Source organism: Leptospira perdikensis (assembly GCF_004769575.1).
Classification (GTDB): Bacteria; Spirochaetota; Leptospiria; order Leptospirales; family Leptospiraceae; genus Leptospira_A; species Leptospira_A perdikensis.
The window spans coordinates 104,916-121,885 of sequence record NZ_RQGA01000019.1 but is presented as its reverse complement, the minus strand read 5'-3'; the positions used below and the strand labels follow the sequence as shown (position 1 = coordinate 121,885).

The 16,970-nt window shown below is 38.1% G+C and carries 16 protein-coding genes; 7 read left to right on the top strand and 9 right to left on the bottom strand.

Annotated elements, in window-relative coordinates:
* From hemC to EHQ49_RS18285, 6 genes are read left to right on the top strand one after another with little or no spacing between them, the layout of a single operon-like run.
* Complete coding sequence (hemC, locus tag EHQ49_RS18310; protein WP_244241551.1) at positions 1-1,527, top strand: hydroxymethylbilane synthase; 1,527 nt, start codon at positions 1-3, stop codon at positions 1,525-1,527.
* Entirely contained in the window at positions 1,524-2,477 is a 954-nt protein-coding gene (gene hemB, locus EHQ49_RS18305; protein ID WP_135581402.1) for a porphobilinogen synthase, read from the top strand. The genes hemC and hemB overlap by 4 nt, the downstream gene beginning before the upstream one ends.
* The gene (gene hemL / locus EHQ49_RS18300; RefSeq protein ID WP_135581400.1) at positions 2,474-3,757 is read left to right on the top strand and encodes a glutamate-1-semialdehyde 2,1-aminomutase; all 1,284 of its coding nucleotides are present in this window, start codon (positions 2,474-2,476) and stop codon (positions 3,755-3,757) included. Before hemB ends, hemL begins: the two co-directional genes overlap by 4 nt.
* A complete protein-coding gene (locus EHQ49_RS18295) occupies positions 3,754-4,797 on the top strand; it encodes a uroporphyrinogen decarboxylase family protein (RefSeq protein WP_135581398.1) in 1,044 nt (347 codons plus the stop codon). Before hemL ends, EHQ49_RS18295 begins: the two co-directional genes overlap by 4 nt.
* Positions 4,794-6,134 (top strand): oxygen-independent coproporphyrinogen III oxidase, encoded by a 1,341-nt coding sequence (gene hemN / locus EHQ49_RS18290; protein WP_135581396.1) that lies wholly within the window; start codon positions 4,794-4,796, stop codon positions 6,132-6,134. The genes EHQ49_RS18295 and hemN overlap by 4 nt, the downstream gene beginning before the upstream one ends.
* Positions 6,131-7,342 (top strand): protoporphyrinogen/coproporphyrinogen oxidase, encoded by a 1,212-nt coding sequence (locus EHQ49_RS18285; protein WP_135581395.1) that lies wholly within the window; start codon positions 6,131-6,133, stop codon positions 7,340-7,342. Before hemN ends, EHQ49_RS18285 begins: the two co-directional genes overlap by 4 nt.
* On the opposite strand, the gene hemH is transcribed toward EHQ49_RS18285, so the two are convergent.
* The 5 genes from hemH to EHQ49_RS18260 form a co-directional block, all read right to left on the bottom strand.
* Entirely contained in the window at positions 7,316-8,410 is a 1,095-nt protein-coding gene (gene hemH / locus EHQ49_RS18280) for a ferrochelatase (RefSeq protein ID WP_135581393.1), read from the bottom strand. The two genes, EHQ49_RS18285 and hemH, sit on opposite strands and share 27 nt — an antisense overlap.
* On the bottom strand, positions 8,400-10,295 hold the full coding sequence (gene topA / locus EHQ49_RS18275) for a type I DNA topoisomerase (RefSeq protein ID WP_244241554.1): 1,896 nt from the start codon (positions 10,293-10,295) through the stop codon (positions 8,400-8,402). The genes hemH and topA overlap by 11 nt, the downstream gene beginning before the upstream one ends.
* A gap of 57 nt (positions 10,296-10,352) precedes the next feature.
* Positions 10,353-11,267, bottom strand: a complete 915-nt coding sequence (gene cysK, locus EHQ49_RS18270; RefSeq protein ID WP_002972008.1) for a cysteine synthase A — start codon at positions 11,265-11,267, stop codon at positions 10,353-10,355.
* A gap of 66 nt (positions 11,268-11,333) precedes the next feature.
* Positions 11,334-12,221, bottom strand: a complete 888-nt coding sequence (locus EHQ49_RS18265; RefSeq protein WP_135581389.1) for a HEAT repeat domain-containing protein — start codon at positions 12,219-12,221, stop codon at positions 11,334-11,336.
* A gap of 41 nt (positions 12,222-12,262) precedes the next feature.
* Positions 12,263-12,811, bottom strand: a complete 549-nt coding sequence (locus EHQ49_RS18260) for a polyhydroxyalkanoate synthesis regulator DNA-binding domain-containing protein (protein WP_135581387.1) — start codon at positions 12,809-12,811, stop codon at positions 12,263-12,265.
* A gap of 58 nt (positions 12,812-12,869) precedes the next feature.
* Between EHQ49_RS18260 and EHQ49_RS18255 the strand changes: the two genes are divergently transcribed.
* Positions 12,870-13,733 carry a hypothetical protein gene (locus tag EHQ49_RS18255; RefSeq protein ID WP_135581385.1) on the top strand — a complete coding sequence of 288 codons (864 nt, stop codon included), beginning with the start codon at positions 12,870-12,872 and terminating at the stop codon, positions 13,731-13,733.
* Positions 13,734-13,742: 9 nt separating this feature from the next.
* Here EHQ49_RS18255 and EHQ49_RS18250 read toward each other — a convergent pair whose 3' ends face one another.
* From EHQ49_RS18250 to EHQ49_RS18235, 4 genes are read right to left on the bottom strand one after another with little or no spacing between them, the layout of a single operon-like run.
* Positions 13,743-14,516 (bottom strand): hypothetical protein, encoded by a 774-nt coding sequence (locus tag EHQ49_RS18250; protein WP_135581383.1) that lies wholly within the window; start codon positions 14,514-14,516, stop codon positions 13,743-13,745.
* A 17-nt stretch (positions 14,517-14,533) separates the two neighbouring features.
* Positions 14,534-15,043 carry a TlpA family protein disulfide reductase gene (locus EHQ49_RS18245; RefSeq protein WP_135581381.1) on the bottom strand — a complete coding sequence of 170 codons (510 nt, stop codon included), beginning with the start codon at positions 15,041-15,043 and terminating at the stop codon, positions 14,534-14,536.
* A gap of 5 nt (positions 15,044-15,048) precedes the next feature.
* Positions 15,049-15,948: a decaprenyl-phosphate phosphoribosyltransferase gene (locus tag EHQ49_RS18240; protein ID WP_135581379.1), complete on the bottom strand. Its 900-nt coding sequence runs from the start codon at positions 15,946-15,948 to the stop codon at positions 15,049-15,051.
* Positions 15,945-16,970 (bottom strand): hypothetical protein, encoded by a 1,026-nt coding sequence (locus tag EHQ49_RS18235; protein WP_341867083.1) that lies wholly within the window; start codon positions 16,968-16,970, stop codon positions 15,945-15,947. The genes EHQ49_RS18240 and EHQ49_RS18235 overlap by 4 nt, the downstream gene beginning before the upstream one ends.

Genomic DNA, 16,970 nt, shown 5'->3' with positions numbered 1-16,970 from the left:
ATGATCAAAATCGGAGGAAGATCCTCACTTCTCTCGCGCATTCAAATCCTTTCTGTAATCAAAGCTCTTCAAGAAAAAAACCAAACAAAAGAATTCCAAACTGTATTTCGAGAATCTGCCGGCGACAAAGATCTAAAAACTCCGCTTTGGCAATTTGCAGGTCAAGGGATCTTTACTAAAGACCTCCAAGAAGACTTACTGAAATACAAAATTGATATCGCCATTCATTCTTGGAAAGATATGGATTTAAGAGATCGAAAAGAGACAACTCTCGTTCCCATTCTAGCGAGAGAAGATGTTCGCGATATTTTATTATTCAAACGAAACAAATGGATCTCTGCTCCAACAGAAATTACAATCCTCACTTCTTCTCCAAGAAGAGAACACCATATCCGCGACTTCGTAAAAACATACTTTCCCACTCCTATCAATTCGTTTCATGTCAAAATCGAATCAGTCAGAGGGAATATACAGACAAGAATACGAAAGTATCTGGAACATGACAATGGCGGTATTTTAATCGCAAAGGCAGCTTTAGATAGAATTCTAAATTTTGACGATGACGATAATCAAGTTTCTGAATTAAAAGAAGTCAAACAATTGATAAGAGAAGCTGTAAATTTATCTCTATTTATGGTAATGCCATCTTCTATATTTCCGAGTGCACCGGCACAAGGTGCTCTTTGCGCAGAAATCAGAAAGGAAGATAAACATCTGGAGTCCTTGCTAAAAGAAATCTCTGATATCAATGCTGAGATAACTGCAGAAGAAGAAAGAAAAATTCTATCTCAATATGGCGGCGGGTGTCATCAAAAAATTGGAGTTTCAGTTTTAACAAGAGACTACGGAAAAATAACTTTTGTTAGAGGTGAAACAGAAGACGGTAAAACACTATACTCAAAAGAACTATCCGGAACACCTAATTTATCCTTTCATCGCGATGAGGTATGGCCTCCAAACGCTAAAATGGCAGCTAGACAGAGAGAACGTCTCACCTACTCCATTCCAAAAGATGTTGATGTATTTGTATCACGAGGTTATGCCTTCCCATTAGATTTATCTGTAAACCCCACAAACCAAATACTATGGTCAGCAGGACTATCAACTTGGAAAGACCTTGCTCTCAGAGGTTTTTGGGTAAACGGCACCTGTGATGGATTAGGTGAAAGTGAACCACCGATGATAGACCTCCTTTTAGGTAGAAAACCAAATTTTGTAAAACTCACACATGTCGATTCTGATAAACACAATAGTATCTATCCAGTGATTCCGACCTACTTTGTCTCAGCACCGGAAATTCCAGTTCCTTTTGATACTTCGAAAATCAAAGCAGCTTATTGGCGTAGTGGCTCCGAGTTTGATATCGTCACAAAACGTTTTCCAGAACTACTAGATGTGATTCACTTTGTTGGCCCTGGATCGACATTTAAGAAGATTAAACAGACAATAGGTGAGGAACCTTCAGGAACCAGAGTTTTTGTATCATTATCTTTTGATTCTTGGATAGAAAGGTATATAAAACCATGAAAAAACAAACACTGCGTTTACGCTCCAATCAATATTTAAGAAATTTAGGTGAAACTGGATCACTTAATGTAAACAAAATGATCCAACCACTTTTTCTTGCAGAAGGCATTGAAGAAAAGGAACCGATCAAAGGATTACCCGATGTTTTTCGTGACACGAATAAATCTATTTTCCATCAAATTGAATCTGACTTAAAAGCTGGTGTATCTCAATTTTTATTGTTTATGGTTCCTAAAGACAAATCAGATACAAGTTTTCCAAAAAACTTTTACCATACGAATATCAGCGCCATAAAAAAAACATTTCCCGATATGTTTCTCTGGTTAGATACTTGCATCTGTTCGGTGACAACTACAGGGCATTGTTGCCACTTTCACAAATCAGGAAATATCGATCTCGACTTAACACTTAAACGCCTTTCTGATCTGGCCCTCATTTATGCAGATGCCGGTGCAGATGGGATTGCCCCGAGTGATATGATGGATGGCCGAGTCGGCTCTCATAGAAAAATCTTAGATGCAAACGAACACACTATGGTTCCTATCATGAGTTATTCCACAAAATTCAAAAGTAATTTCTATGGACCTTTTCGCGGTGCCGCTGATTCATCACCACAATTTGGTGATCGTAGCGGATACCAACTCGATGTTCGCGATCGTGACACAGCCATCCACACTTCCATTAGAGATAAAGAAGAAGGTGCGGACTTACTCATGGTCAAACCAGGAATGACCGCTATTGATCTCATTGCTCCCATCAAAGAAAAAACAGGACTTCCTACTGGTGCCTACCAAGTAAGTGGTGAGTATGCTAGTCTTGTTTATTTAGCAAAAGAAGGATTTTTAAATTTTGAAGAGGGCCTCAAAGAAACTTGGGATGTATTTAGAAGAGCAGGTTCTTCTTATTTAATTTCTTACGGTGCAAGGATTGCAAAAAGGTTGTATTCATGAATTCAGAAGAATTATTTCTTCGTTCCAAAAAAGTAGTTCCAGGGGGAGTTCATAGCCCTGTTCGTTCCTTTGCATCAGTCGGAGGTACTCCTGTTTTTTTTAGCGAAGCAAGCGGCGCCTATTTAAAGTCAGTTGAAGGAAAAGAATATATTGATTACTGTTTAAGTTTCGGCCCGCTCCTTTTTGGTCATAGACATCCAGAGATCCAAGAAGTCGTAGAAGATACAGTGAGAAAGGCTTGGTCCTTTGGTGCCTGTGAGCCATATTCCTTAGAACTTGCCGAGTTTATAACAAACAGAATTCCTTGGGTAGAAAAAATCCGGTTTGTCAACTCCGGTACGGAAGCGGTCATGAGTGCCCTTCGTGTGGCACGAGCCGCAACCGGTAGAAGTAAAATTCTAAAATTTGATGGTTGTTATCATGGCCACTTAGACCAACTCCTAGTGAAAGCAGGGTCCGGTCTTGCTGGTCTCAGTTCTAGTGATAGTAAAGGGATTGGTCCAGAAATCATTCAAAATACACTCGTACTACCGTTAGATGATGAGATTGCTTTAGAGGAACTCTTTCTAAAACAAGGAAATGAGATTGCTTGCCTTGCCATTGAGCCAATTCCCGCAAATTATGGCCTCCTTCCTCAAAGAACTGAATTCTTAAAAAAATGTAGAGAACTCACAACAAAGTATGGTGTATTACTTTTGTTTGATGAAGTGATTTCAGGATTTAGAGTTTCCTTCCAAGGGATGGCAGGACTTACCGGCATCACTCCCGATTTAGTTTGTTATGGAAAAATCATTGGTGGTGGTTTTCCTGTGGGAGCTTATGCAGGCAAAAAAGATCTGATGGATTTAGTGGCACCCAGTGGTCCGGTTTACCAAGCAGGAACGTTATCTGCCAATCCAATCGGAATGCGAGCAGGCCTAAAAACCTTAACCAAAGCATGGAATGAAAATCCCTATCCAGATTTGGAATCAAAAACCAAACAATTAACCTCGGGGATTGTGAAACTTTTGGCAGATTCGGGAGACGAAGGCTGGGAAGCAGTTACTTTCGGAAGTCTCTATTGGTTAAAAGGCAAAACCAAGGAGTCCGTTCGAACCATCGCAGACATCCCAACCGATCATAAAACAAAGTTTTCAATTTTTTTCCATAAACTATTAGACCAGGGTGTCTATCTAGCACCTAGCGGGTATGAGGTTGGATTTTTATCAACTGCCCATACAAATGAAATTATAGAAACTACATTAAGTAAAACAAAACAGGCATTACAGAAAAAAATATGATTACCACTCAATTCAGAAACGAACGATTCACAAATGCCCTCAATTTAGTTCCACAAAACATTCCGCCAATATGGTTCATGCGCCAAGCAGGACGATACCATGCACACTATCGGAAACTGAAAGAAACTTATAGTTTTATGGAACTCTGTAAACAACCGGAACTAGCAGCAGAGGTCGCACTAGGGCCAGTCCAGGAATTTGGATTTGATGTAAGTATTCTTTTTTCTGATCTGCTGTTTCCTTTAGAAGCATTGGGTATGGGTTTAACGTATGATCCAGGCCCTAAACTTTCTTTTTCGCTCAAATCTGAAAAAGATTTATTACGCTTAAAACCTGCTAATGAAGCCATTGAAGGATTAAAGTTTCAAAAAGAAGCAGTCATTCGAACAAGAGAAGTATTACCAAAAGATGTTTCCTTAATCGGATTTGTCGGTGGTCCCTTCACACTAATGACTTATGCAAGCATTGGTAAACACGACGGGAACATGTCTTTTATCAAAACCAATCAAAACTTTGTGGATGAGTTTTATTCAATTCTTGTCCCTCTTTTAAAAAACAATATCGAATTACAATTGCAAGGTGGAGCAGAACTTGTAATGATTTTTGATACTGCAGCCGGTATGTTAGACCCTTATAATTTTCATCGCTACGTCACACAACCGATGACAGAATTTACAAAACTCTATCCTAAACAAATTGGATATTATGCAAAAAATGCAACAGAAGAACAAATAAGGCAAATCCAAACCATTCAAAACTTAGCAGGCTTTGGTGTAGACCACCGGTTTTCTATCCCAGAAACATTAAAAAACTTCGGTGGAAAAGGTTTTATACAAGGGAATTTTGACCAAGAACTTTTATTTTCTGACAATCAAATATTGAAACAGAAAATAAGGGAATATCTTTTACCAATCAAAGACCTCGATCCAGAAGAAAGAAAGGGATGGGTGGCAGGCCTTGGGCATGGAGTTTTACAATTCACGCCTGAAAGTTCAATTCACCTACTTATCGAAGAAACAAGAAAGGTATTTAGCGAATGAAAGGCCTACTGGAAAAATACGACACGCCGGCTCCCAGATATACAAGTTATCCAACCGTCCCTTATTGGACAGATTCCCCTACTTTAGACGAATGTATCCAATCACTCGAAACTCACCTAACTCCGAAAGAATCAAAACTGACTTTATACCTTCACATTCCATTTTGCGAAACACTTTGTACCTTTTGTGGATGTAATACTTCGATAACCAAAAATCATACAGTTGAAGAACCTTATGTTATTGCTCTTAAAAATGAATTAGAGTTATACACTGAAAAAGTTTCAAACTTAAAGGGAAAAAATTTAAGTGAACTTCACTTGGGAGGAGGAAGCCCTACTTACCTCTCAGACTATAATTTACAATCAACCATTGAATTCATTCTTAACAAACTAAATCCAGCGAAAGATCCGCAATATTCCATCGAAGTGGACCCACGAAGGACAAGAGTTTCTCAACTAAAACTTTTACAAAAACTAGGATTTAGAAGGATTAGTTTGGGAGTTCAAGATTTTGATCCTGAAGTGCAAAGGTTAGTCAACAGAATCCAACCTTTTGAATTAACAGAAAACATCACTTTAGAAGCAAGAGCTCTTGGATTTGATTCCATCAATTTTGATCTGATTTATGGTCTACCAAAACAAACATTGGATTCCATGAAATACTCGATCGAAAGGACATTGGAACTGAAACCGGATCGGATTGCATTTTATTCTTATGCTCATGTTCCATGGATCAAGGCCTCACAAAGATTATTTACAGAAAAAGACCTCCCTGAACCAACCGTAAAAAGGGATTTGTATGAAATTGGCAGATCTTTGTTAGAAAAAGAAGGTTATAGAGAAATTGGTATGGATCATTTTGCACTTCCTCATGACAAACTCTGGAAGGCATTTCATTCGAACAAACTTCATAGAAATTTTATGGGGTATAGTGAATCAAAAACAGATGTTATGTTAGGCCTTGGATCTTCTTCTATTTCGGAAACACCTGATGTTTTTTTCCAAAACCAAAAACTAGAAATGAAATATAGAAAATCTATATCGGAAGGAACCATCCCAATCTTACGTGGACACAAACTCAACCATTCCGACCAGATTCGCAAACAATTAATTTTAGATCTAATGACTGCCTGGAAAGTAAATGTACCAAACGATATAAAATCACATGTCACAAACTTTTTACAAGAAATGGAATCTGATCGTTTGATTCGTTGGCAAGGGAACACACTTAGTGTTACTGAACTAGGAAAACCATTTTTAAGAATTGTTGCAATGGCCTTTGATGAAAAATTACAATTAAGCCAACCGACAAAGCCAGTCTTCTCAAAAGCCATATGACGGAACGGGTTCATATTGTTGGTGGGGGGATTACCGGATTATTCCTTGCCTACCATCATACAAAACGAGGTGATTCTGTAACTTTATATGAACATTCCGAAAAACTAGGTGGAGTGATTGGAACCAACCAAGTTCCAGAAGGACTTGTGGAACAAGCCGCCAATGGGGTTTTACTGACTGATGAAATGAAATCCATGTTTGCGGATATTGGACTTACGCCACTCTTTCCCAACAAAGCTGCCAAAAGAAGATACTTTTGGGTAAACAGAAAACTTTCCAGATTACCCATCTCAATACTAACAGGCATAAAACTACTGTTTACCATTGCATTTAAAAAAATCAAATTCGAAACAAATCAAAACTTGGAAACCTGGGCAACTAATATGTTTGGATCTTCCGTAACCAAAAACATCATTGAACCAGCAATAGGTGGTATTTATGGAACGAGGTTAGAGGCCCTACAAGCAGAATCAATTTTTTCCAAATGGGATGGATCGGGAACAAAAACCATTTTGGAAGAAATGAAAAAAAACGGTAAAAAATCTTACGGAACCGTTTCCTTTCCCAATGGAATGGGTGATTTGGTAAACCATTTGGTTCATTATTTAGAATCAAAAATTCAAATCAAAACAAACTTTAAATTCGAGTCATTGGACGAAATTTTAAAACTAAAAGGCAAAATTAGAATTTGTATTTCATTAAAAAATCTAATTCCACTGCTTGGTAATAAAATCCAAACCCACGCATCTCCCAATTTACTTTCCATCACCACGATTACTAGATTTGGAAAAAACCACCTAACAAAGAAACCATGTTTCGGAATCCTTTTTGCAAAAAACGAAGGAATTCGTGCCCTCGGAGTTTTATCCAATTCCGATATTTTTTCTGGAAGAGCCAAAGAAGCACTTCATTCAGAAACTTGGATTTATCCAGAAACAGCCAAAGAAAATCTTACAGAGACTTGGGAATCTATTCTTGAAAAAGATCGTGAATTGGTGACAAAAAAATTAGATCCATCTGTCGCCGTTTACGTTACTTCTTGGAGCGGAGTGTTTCCTGCCTATGATAGAAAATTATTTATCTTCAACCAAAGCTTGGATGTATTAGAGTCTGAATGGATATCTTATGGAATCGACATTCGGTTTTATGGAAATTACAGAAAAGGAATAGGACTTAGATCCTTATTTGAATCGACAAGTAGGGAGTGATTCCCCCCCCATTTCCTTACAAATACAATGGTGGATTGAAGAATCTCCGACCAACACTCTTTCTGCCAAATATTCCATAAACGGAAGGTAGGTGCCAAAAGCAGGAATCCTCGTAAAAGACTTAGCACCTGATTTTAAAGCAATGTCTTTAAATTGTTCACCAATCTCTTCTAAAGTTTCTAAATGATCACTTACAAAACTAATGGGATAAACAGCAATTTCTTTCTCTTCTTGACTAAGGGACTCAATCATTGATATAGAACTTGGTTCCGTCCATTTTGCTGGCCCCACCTTACTTTGATAAGAGATATAAGTGTTCCCCCGAAAGCCAAACAATCGAAGTTGTTCTGTAATTCCTTTTACAGAGGATTCAATTTCCTGCATATACCGATCACCCTTATGAATGAGTCGCATGGGAACACCATGAGCTGAAAAAACCAAATCCAAACCTTTCCAATCGATGTTTGGTTTTTCTTTCGGAAAATGCAAAAAATCTTTTGAGTTCAATTCACCATTAAAGAATTCATAAATGAATTTAGCAGAGATTTTATGGAACTTTGGATCCAATGAAAATGTTGGAACATAACCCCCACTCCCAGCAGGGCATTCCTTAAATTTTTTTTCCAAATGATTGAGAGTGGAAAGAACTGTCGAACGCGAATATTGAGGATATAACGGAAGATAGATGGTATCTGGACTTGGTTTCTCAAATTCGGGATCACGGATATGTGGATACCCACAAGTCATCGCTATTTTTACGATCCAATCAATATTTGTTTTTTGATTTAATATACTTTCAAGAGTTTTCGCTTGTTTTTCAGTTTCAGATACCAAAGGGGATCCGCCACCAAATCCCATTGACTCGTAAGTTTTTTTTACCTTCGGAGTTCGTTTCTTTGCAATAAAACGAGCAAGAGGAAGGCGTAAAAATTCAGGTAAGGGCAAATCAAAAACATAGGGATCGGTAAACAAATCCGTTAAAAAAACTTCAATTTCCTCGGTAGACCTTGGACCACCTAAATTCACAAGAATCAAAGTTTTCTTTTGTTTAGGTGGTTTAGGATTCATAGGTGATGTAGTCACAATGCGGGTAACGAGAACAAAAATAAATGGTTTTTCCTTTTTTGCCTAGTTTCGTTTTCACCACACCTTCTTTGCAAACGGGACAAGGTTTTGCATTCGTCTGCTCTGTGGGGATGGAAATTCTAGTTGTAGAGGCCTTTATCTTCGCGGAACGATTTGGGTTGGGTTTTGCGTAAGTACTGGGAAGTGTTTCTTCTTTGTATTTTGGATATTTTCTTTCCGTACTCGTATATTTTTTTCTCGGTGTACGCAACAAACCAACCAAACTATCATAAAAATTTTGGATCAGATTGATACGTGATGATTTATCTTCGGTGATTTGGTCTAACTTGTTTTCCAAGTCTTTGGTGAATGATTCTCCAATCATCTCTTGAAAATTAAGAAAAAGATAATCATCCACTATCATTCCAAGCGATGTTGGTCCAATGGATTTATGGTATTCTACGATGTATTTTCTTGTTCTTAAGGTTTCAATGATACTTCCATAAGTGGATGGCCGTCCCACACCTGTATCTTCCATCTTTTGTACTAGTTTGCCTTGTGTGTACCGAACGGGTGGTTCCGTTTGTTTTTCTTCGATAGAGTGCGACTCATATAAAAACGGATCTCCGATTTTCCAATCAAACTTTTTCGAATGTTTTTTCTGATCTCTTTTTCCAAAGGCTTTAAATCCAGAATCTGTGATGAATTCATTTTTATAGATAAAAACATGATTATTTTTATGGAATTCATAAACGGTTTCTTCACCTAACTCTGGCTTCATTAGAGATGTCAAAAAACGTTCCCAAATCAAGGCATACAAACTTCTTTCTTCATTAGATAAATAAGAACCAATTGTCTCTGGACTATAATCGGGATGAATGGGAATCACGGCTTCATGAGCATCTTGCGAGTATTTTTTTTGTTTTTTAGGAGTGATGGATCCTTCCAAAACCAAACTAGGAAAATGTTTTTTTAAGTAACTCACTCCTAACTCACGTTTCGAATCGGACACACGAGTACTATCCGTACGCATATAAGTGATCAGTCCAATTCGTTCTCCAGAACCAATGGATTTTCCCTCAAAGAGCGTCTGAGCTATTTTCATTGTTTTTTTGGAATCAAAACCTAAAACACGGAAACTGGTTTCAAGTAAACTTGCTGTCGAAAATGCCGGAGGGGGATTTCGTTTGATATTTTTCTTTTTGATCTCGGACAATAGAATTTCTTTTAACCGATTTGGTTCCGGCAGAATTCCTATATCCGCAAGGACTTTTTGGATCGATTTAGAATCTAATTTATCTTTTGTTTGGTGGTCCAAATCCACAGACTCACCAGAAACAGAGCCTTGTAATTTTAATTGGTAGTAAATTTCTTTGGAAAAGTTTTGAATTTCCCTTTCCCTTTCACAGATCCAATGTAAGACGGTGGATTGAACACGTCCTGCCGATAAGGAAGAAATTTTTAATTGTTTCCATAAATCAGGTGAAACCTCAAATCCAAAAATTCGATCTACAATTCTTCTCGCAATTTGTGATTCAATTTCTGCCAAATCCAAACCAGATTTTAATTTGATCTGACGGTCAACTTCCGTTTTAGAGATTTCTTTTAAACGAAGTCGAAAGATAGGTTTTTTTAGTTTAATTAATTCATCAAAACAATGTTTGGCGATAATTTCCCCTTCGCGATCAGGGTCACTAGCAATATAAATTATGGAAGCTAATTTTGCTTTGGTTTTAATCGCGGAAAAAACAGTTTTTTTACCTTTTAACCATTCATATTCCGGTTCAAATGAATTTTGAAAATCAATCCCATAGGATTTGGTTGGAAGGTCTTTGATATGACCTTTGGTAGCAACAACAACCCAATCCTTATCTAAATAAGAAGCGATTGTTGTTGCTTTTGTCGGTGATTCGACTATTAAAAGTTTGGTGATTGTAAATCCCTATTAAACGAAAAGACCTTCTACAGATAAGTATCTTTCTCCTGTATCATAACAGAAAGTAAGAACCTTAGAACCTGCAGGAATTTCTTTTAGTTTTTTTGAAACCGCAGCAAGACTGGCACCAGAAGAAGTTCCGATAAAAATTCCTTCTTTTTTAGCAGCAAGAACAGCCATAGTGAAAGCTTCGTCTTTCCCAACAGTGATGATTCCATCGAGTAATTCTGTTTTACAGTTTTTAGGAATGAATCCAGCACCAATTCCTTGGAGCGGGTGTGGGCCAGGTTTTCCACCACTAAGAACAGGAGAACCTTCTGGTTCCACAGCAAATACTTTTAGTTTAGGAAATCTCTTCTTTAAATTTTCCGCACATCCAGTAATATGACCACCCGTACCAACTCCAGTGATGATATAGTCCAAACCTTCTGGAAAATCTTTTGCGATTTCTTCTGCTGTTTTTTCTCTATGAACTGCAATGTTCGCTTCGTTTTCGAACTGTTGCGGCATCCAAGCATTTGGATTGGCTGCAACAATTTCTTGTGCTTTTGCAATCGCTCCCGGCATTCCTTTTTCTCTAGGTGTTAATTCAAACTTAGCACCGTAGGCTGCCATAATCCTTCTTCTTTCTACAGACATATGTTCAGGCATAACGAGAGTGATAGCATACCCTTTAACAGCTGCTACCATCGCAAGACCAATTCCGGTATTTCCTGAAGTTGGTTCGACAATAAAAGAATCCTTTTTTAATTTTCCTGATTTCTCAGCTTCTTCGATCATCGCAAGAGCAATCCGGTCTTTGATGGATCCACCAGGATTTTGTCTTTCGAGTTTCATATAAACTTCATGGTCAGTTCCAAAAAGTCGCGACAATCTTACGTGAGGTGTATTTCCGATGGCTTCTAGAATGCTATTTATTTTCATAATTTCTCCGCTCTGTCACATTTTAAGAGAAAAAGCGGATTTGTCCACAATGAAAATAAAGAAAACTTACGGGGTATGAAAGGAAACGAGAAATTGGTAATCAGATTTCATTTGTTTTAAGACCTTAGGGTCGTTTTCAGACTGAATCACCTTTTCTAAGTAAGGTGCCGAAATCCGGAAGTCCAATCTACGGAGGGCATCCGATGCTTTGGCGCGAACTTCTGGGTCTGTGTCCGTCAGTGATTCCAAAACCGCTTTGTAGTTTTGATTTGGCAATCGTTCGAGTCCCACCACTGCTGATAAGATGGAAATTTTTGCGTAGGGTACCGATTCCTTACCAAGAGCCTCGACTAAATTGGGTAACGCCTCTTTTTTACGAGAAAGATAAATTGCGTCTGCTGCAGAACTTCTAAGATAAAAATTGGGGCTGATAAGGGCCGATTTGATTGTTGATTCCGATTCTGAAGTTAAAGGTAAAGAACCTAAGGCTCTTAAGATCTCTCCACAAGTAAGAGTGATCGGGATCTCTCCATCTTCATAAAAATAAGGACTGGAAAGAGAACGACTATCGGCAACTCCATCTTTCCAAGTTCTTGTTTTCGGAGGATTGTGCTCGGCAATGTTGACAGACTCCTTTTGGTAGGTTTTGACCAAATGAGGAACCGCAAGTTTGTCTCCTTTGATTCCCAAAGCTTTAGCAGCATAAAATTTAACAGCAGGTAGATTCCCCGGACTTGTTGGAAAATTAGGAGCCCCTTCCATCACCGATATAATATCACGAATCCCTTGATTCGATTTAACAAAGGTAAGTTGGTCTATCGCATCCCGAACCTCGATAAGATTGGAAGAGGAAAGACGTGTACGTTGAATCTCGAAAAACCGCTCTTCACTCTCTGCAGAAAGGGAAAAAGGAACCAAAAGAAAAATGAAATACCAGCCTATCTTTCGAACCATTCTAAATGACCTCACGGGGTGGCCATTCTAACCGATTCTCGCTAATTTTCTTTTAATTTTTCTGCGACTTCTTTTAATTTTTCGGAAAGATCGCCAAGAGTAGCCTTGTTTTCTTCCAAAATGGACTGGCTGAATTTTTCCAAATCCCTTTGGATCTGTTCTTTTTTTTCGCTGGCTCGAGAAGCCATTTTACGTAACAGGTCTTCGCGATAATTGCTAAAGTCCGCTTCCTGCAATTCCCCAAGTTCCACCATAGAGGTAACAATTTTCTCCAGGCGTTCCGAGGTAAGGTAGTTAGCACCGATGCCACCGAGAATCAAACGTTCGAAGAGTCCCGAAACATCCCTACCCGTTTCTCGAATGAGAGAGGTTAACATAAAATTAGAAAAATCTTCGTTTCTTTGCCCCAAACTGACCTTGAGAAAGGTTTGTCCTAAGATTTTAGGAGTGATGTCTTCTCCAGTCATATTGTCTTGGACTTTGATTTCTTCTCCCCCGATGATCATCTTGGCCACATCTTCTAAAGTGATGGTGGAGCTGGTTTCTGGATCATAGAGCCTACGGTTTGCGTATCGCTTGAGGAGCTTCATCGGAGATGCTTTTTAAAATGACTTTCAAGCCTAGGGGGTCAACTAAAATACAATCGTAATGGACTCTCTATTCGGTGCTGTTTTGACACAAGTTCCTGACTCAGAAAAAAACCTGATCACCGCATGGTTACAAGTACAAGGATTCGTCGTAAAAGAATGTACACAGAAAACTTGGAAAGACTATCCAGATTCTATTCGTCTTTTCTCCAAACCAACTCCTGAAATTGCAAAAGAACTACTCGATTGGAGCATCGAACCAATATTATGTGGTAATTTTACAAAAGAGGATAAAGAAATTTATAAAAACATAGGTGTTTCGTTACTTTGGGAAAAATCATATTCAGAAATTCACACTCTGCCTATGAATACCTTGGGTATGTCAAAATTGACTTGGGTTGTTTACACAAAAAATCCTATTTTCGACAAACAACTGTCAGTGTTTTTGAAAACGATGGGTCAAACTGTATTTACGGAAGGGAATATGGAGTTTCTTTTAAAACGAATCCAAACAGGACCATGCCATTTTCTCATTTTGGATTGGGATGTATTAGATCCAAGAACCGTCATTCCTGAACTCGCGAAACTAAAGAGAGAAAAACAGTTTTTATCCATTGGAATCAAAGACTTTATGAAAGAACATCTCTATAGAGATTTAAAAACAGGAATTGGAACCATATCGGAAGTTCTTGTTTCTTGGTCAGATTTCTGGGATATATTATTGAATAGTTTTCCACTTTCCGAAGAATCCAACGGATTCACTGATTGGAAAGAGACATCAAAATCAGTTTCCAAACTCAGTTTTACATTCCAAGAAAAACAAATTCCCATCGCTATGCAATTAACAGAAACAACAGTTCTAAAGAAAAAACAACTGTTCCCACAAATTCATAATTTATTAGATTTATTTCATTGGTTTTTGTAACGAACAAACTCATTCGAAGAGTAACATATCATCGCTAGAAAGTTCACCGGCCCCACGATTTGGGAAAGCTTGTTCAAAAAAGAGAGCCGCTAACAAATCAAAATCTTCGTCTTCTTCGCGGTGTTCCATTTCCCAAAGTTCATTCCGGCGTTTGATGAGAAGAGATACTGTAGCATCTTCCAAGGCAAACTCAATCTTCAAACGATTCAAAGTGCGAATGAAAAAATTTAAGTTATAGATAACATAGTCACGAAAGTATGTAAGACCTGCAATGGTTGGTTCGTATTTAAGTAATGCTTCTGTTAGATAACAGGCAGTTTTTAAATCTTCTGTGGCCCCAGTTTCTTTGTAAGCTTTGAAGATATGATGGACTGTTTCATGCATCGAAATTGTGGAATGATACGAATCTTCAATGAGCCTTATGGCATCGGGATGAGATTCCATATAAGCAAACACATCTACAATTTCACGATTGACCGAGGCCCGTTTTCTTTCCGCATCACTCGGATCATTTGTGATTTTTGGATCTACGAGCAGAATAAAAAGATATTTTGTTTCGAAAGCAAATCGGGATTCTTTTGGAATGTAGTATTCGATCCAAATTGGTTCTTTGTAGTAATCGATGGATTCTTGGAAACTCAGTTCCGGTGTGACTTTGAGTGATTTTAGTTTTTTAACGTCATCAGTGATGACCTTCTTTCCTTCGACCCGAGTTTTACTGCGTTTGATTTGTCGGAGTTCCGACTTATTCAAAAGCGGTTTGGGTTTGAAGGAAGAATCCATGTTATATCATCGACAATTTATAAAAAGCGCAAAAGAAAAGTGCGGAGCCAAAATCCAATCGGACTTAGAATTCCCGTATCAGAAAAGACTACCTCCCCGTTTCCGTTTAAAAAAACCGTTGTAGGATAGGCCGAAATTCGCCATTCTTTTAGGATTCGGTAGTTGGCGGCATAAATGGGATGTTTGGATTCAGGTGTGAGTTCGGCCATAATTTCTTTGGTTTCCAAAGAATCCTCAGCTTCTAGGACAGAAAGAAAGATGGTGGATTTTGGCAAAAAGTTCAAATTGGCCTCGAGAATGGGGGCATAGGCCTTACAAATGGTGCACCAGGTCGCCCAAAAATAAACTACCTTCGGGTGGCCTTTCCATGAATTGGCTTCGGTAGGGGTAGTTGCAAGAATTTCGATGGGAACCCCGGGACGTGTGTCCCTACCCTTAAAGTAAGCAAAACAAAGGGTGGTCGAAAAAAAGAAAACAAAGGCGAAGACCACCTTCCAGCCATACGGTAACTGCTTCCAAATTTTCATAGTCTCTATTGTAAGACTGGTGGTTGGCCGGATAAGTTCCCAAACATCAAAAATAAGATGAGAAGGAGCCAAATAAACCCAGAGACCAAAACACTCACATCGGTGAGAATGGCTTTGGTCGGGTTATGACCCATGTTCTTAATATAGATAATGTATAATGAACGAAAGATAGCATAAACCACAATAGGAACTGTGTACACCATATATGGGGTTCCTAAACTTTTTGCAGTTTCAGCACTCACTGTGTACATCACATAACTGACAAGAGTTAAGGTGGCAACAACAGCCATCATCAAATCCAGGAACTCAATAGAATATTCTTCTAAAATCTTTCTATGTTTGCCGGCATCTGTTTTTAAAATATTAATCTCTCCCCTACGTTTGGAAAATCCCCAAAAGAGAGCCAACATAAAAGTACAAAGTAATAACCAGTGAGAAAATTCGACTCCAATGACTACGGCACCGGCTATGGCACGTAAAACAAATCCAATAGAGATACTCATCACATCCAAAATCACAATATGTTTTAAAACTTTGCTATATAACATATTGAAAAGAAGGTAAAAGATGGTTAGGTAAAAGAAAACTGGTGACAATTTATAAGCACCAATTAACGCCACGGGTAATATCACTCCGGTGATGGCCAAAGCAATTCCGGAATCAAGTTCTCCACTTGCAAGTGGTCGATTTTTTTTCTCAGGATGTTTTGCGTCTTCTTTTTGGTCTAAAAAATCGTTAAACACATATTGGCAACTGGCCACTAGAGAAAAACAAAGAAAAGCCAAACAAACTTTTGTTAATGAAGGAAGTTCAAAGATTTTTTTAGAAAAAATCAATCCTGCAAAAAGGATAATGTTTTTCACCCACTGAGGGACTCGCATTAATTTGAGATATAGGTAGATCATTTTTTCTTCACTTTATGGGCTTCAATGTATTTCATTTTTAATTTAATGATTTTTGCATCATTTAAGGTTGCGAATACCAATTGGATTTGAGGATCCGATCCAGTTGTGATCATTTCCACAATCTCACCTGGCATTTGTTTGCTGGCAGTTTTAACATCCACAATTTTCAAAAAATCCTGGTAATCTTCCGGCAACAGATTCGGGCTGACGATTATCCGTTTAGAGTAGATTTCTTTTCCTTTAGAATCCCAAATACTAATTTGATCCAAAACGAAACGAATTCCTCTCTGCTCTAAAGGATCGATACGTAATCCGCCAAAGGAAGACATAGATTCATCAAGAGGAAATTCATATTCAACCCAATTGCCAATGTCTTTTTTTAATACGGGCAATGACACCACCCGAGATTCGGAAGTCTGCTGATTTTCCTTACTTACAAAAGTATACAACTTGATCGATTGATCTTTCATTACCGGGTATTTGTATTGGTAATAGAAAAAACTCACAAAACTAAAAGTAAATACCAAACTAACCAGTAAAATGCGAATTCGTTTGATCAAACGAAAGGAATCAAGGGTCGTCATTAAACGTGATTTGAATTCTTTATTAGATTCTTCCAAAAGGAATTCATAAGTATCAATGGCAAAGGTCAAAATCTTGTCGAGTTCCGTATTTTTGAGTTCAGAAAGTTTGTCCGAAAATTCTAAAAAACGAAATGGTTTTGATTTACGATCCGACTCTGGAATAGAGAAACTGGAGAGGTTTGCTCCGAAGGGAATTTCTTTCTGACCTGTTCTTTGTAATTGAAAATTGACTAAGTCATAAGTGAGTTGATGGAATAGAAGTTTTGCATCTTCCCATTTATCACTTGTCAAAAGAAGTTCTATTGATTCCAATCGGGATTCCAATTGCGATAGGCCTTTTTTTTGAATCTCTTTTTGTTTCTCAAATTCCAGTTCTGGATTGGTCAAAAGTGGAGGTTTCCAAGGCGAAAAAAATAGATCTCGAATGCGTAATTTCAC

Coding starts and splice junctions, on each gene's coding strand:
- EHQ49_RS18285 (WP_135581395.1), top strand. CDS start 6,131: ATGACGGAACGGGTTCATATTGTTGGTGGGGGGATTACCGGATTATTC.
- EHQ49_RS18240 (WP_135581379.1), bottom strand. CDS start 15,948: ATGATCTACCTATATCTCAAATTAATGCGAGTCCCTCAGTGGGTGAAA.
- hemH (WP_135581393.1), bottom strand. CDS start 8,410: ATGAATCCTAAACCACCTAAACAAAAGAAAACTTTGATTCTTGTGAAT.
- hemC (WP_244241551.1), top strand. CDS start 1: ATGATCAAAATCGGAGGAAGATCCTCACTTCTCTCGCGCATTCAAATC.
- EHQ49_RS18265 (WP_135581389.1), bottom strand. CDS start 12,221: ATGGTTCGAAAGATAGGCTGGTATTTCATTTTTCTTTTGGTTCCTTTT.
- EHQ49_RS18260 (WP_135581387.1), bottom strand. CDS start 12,811: ATGAAGCTCCTCAAGCGATACGCAAACCGTAGGCTCTATGATCCAGAA.
- hemN (WP_135581396.1), top strand. CDS start 4,794: ATGAAAGGCCTACTGGAAAAATACGACACGCCGGCTCCCAGATATACA.
- hemL (WP_135581400.1), top strand. CDS start 2,474: ATGAATTCAGAAGAATTATTTCTTCGTTCCAAAAAAGTAGTTCCAGGG.
- EHQ49_RS18245 (WP_135581381.1), bottom strand. CDS start 15,043: ATGAAAATTTGGAAGCAGTTACCGTATGGCTGGAAGGTGGTCTTCGCC.
- EHQ49_RS18250 (WP_135581383.1), bottom strand. CDS start 14,516: ATGGATTCTTCCTTCAAACCCAAACCGCTTTTGAATAAGTCGGAACTC.
- hemB (WP_135581402.1), top strand. CDS start 1,524: ATGAAAAAACAAACACTGCGTTTACGCTCCAATCAATATTTAAGAAAT.
- EHQ49_RS18255 (WP_135581385.1), top strand. CDS start 12,870: ATGGACTCTCTATTCGGTGCTGTTTTGACACAAGTTCCTGACTCAGAA.
- EHQ49_RS18295 (WP_135581398.1), top strand. CDS start 3,754: ATGATTACCACTCAATTCAGAAACGAACGATTCACAAATGCCCTCAAT.
- cysK (WP_002972008.1), bottom strand. CDS start 11,267: ATGAAAATAAATAGCATTCTAGAAGCCATCGGAAATACACCTCACGTA.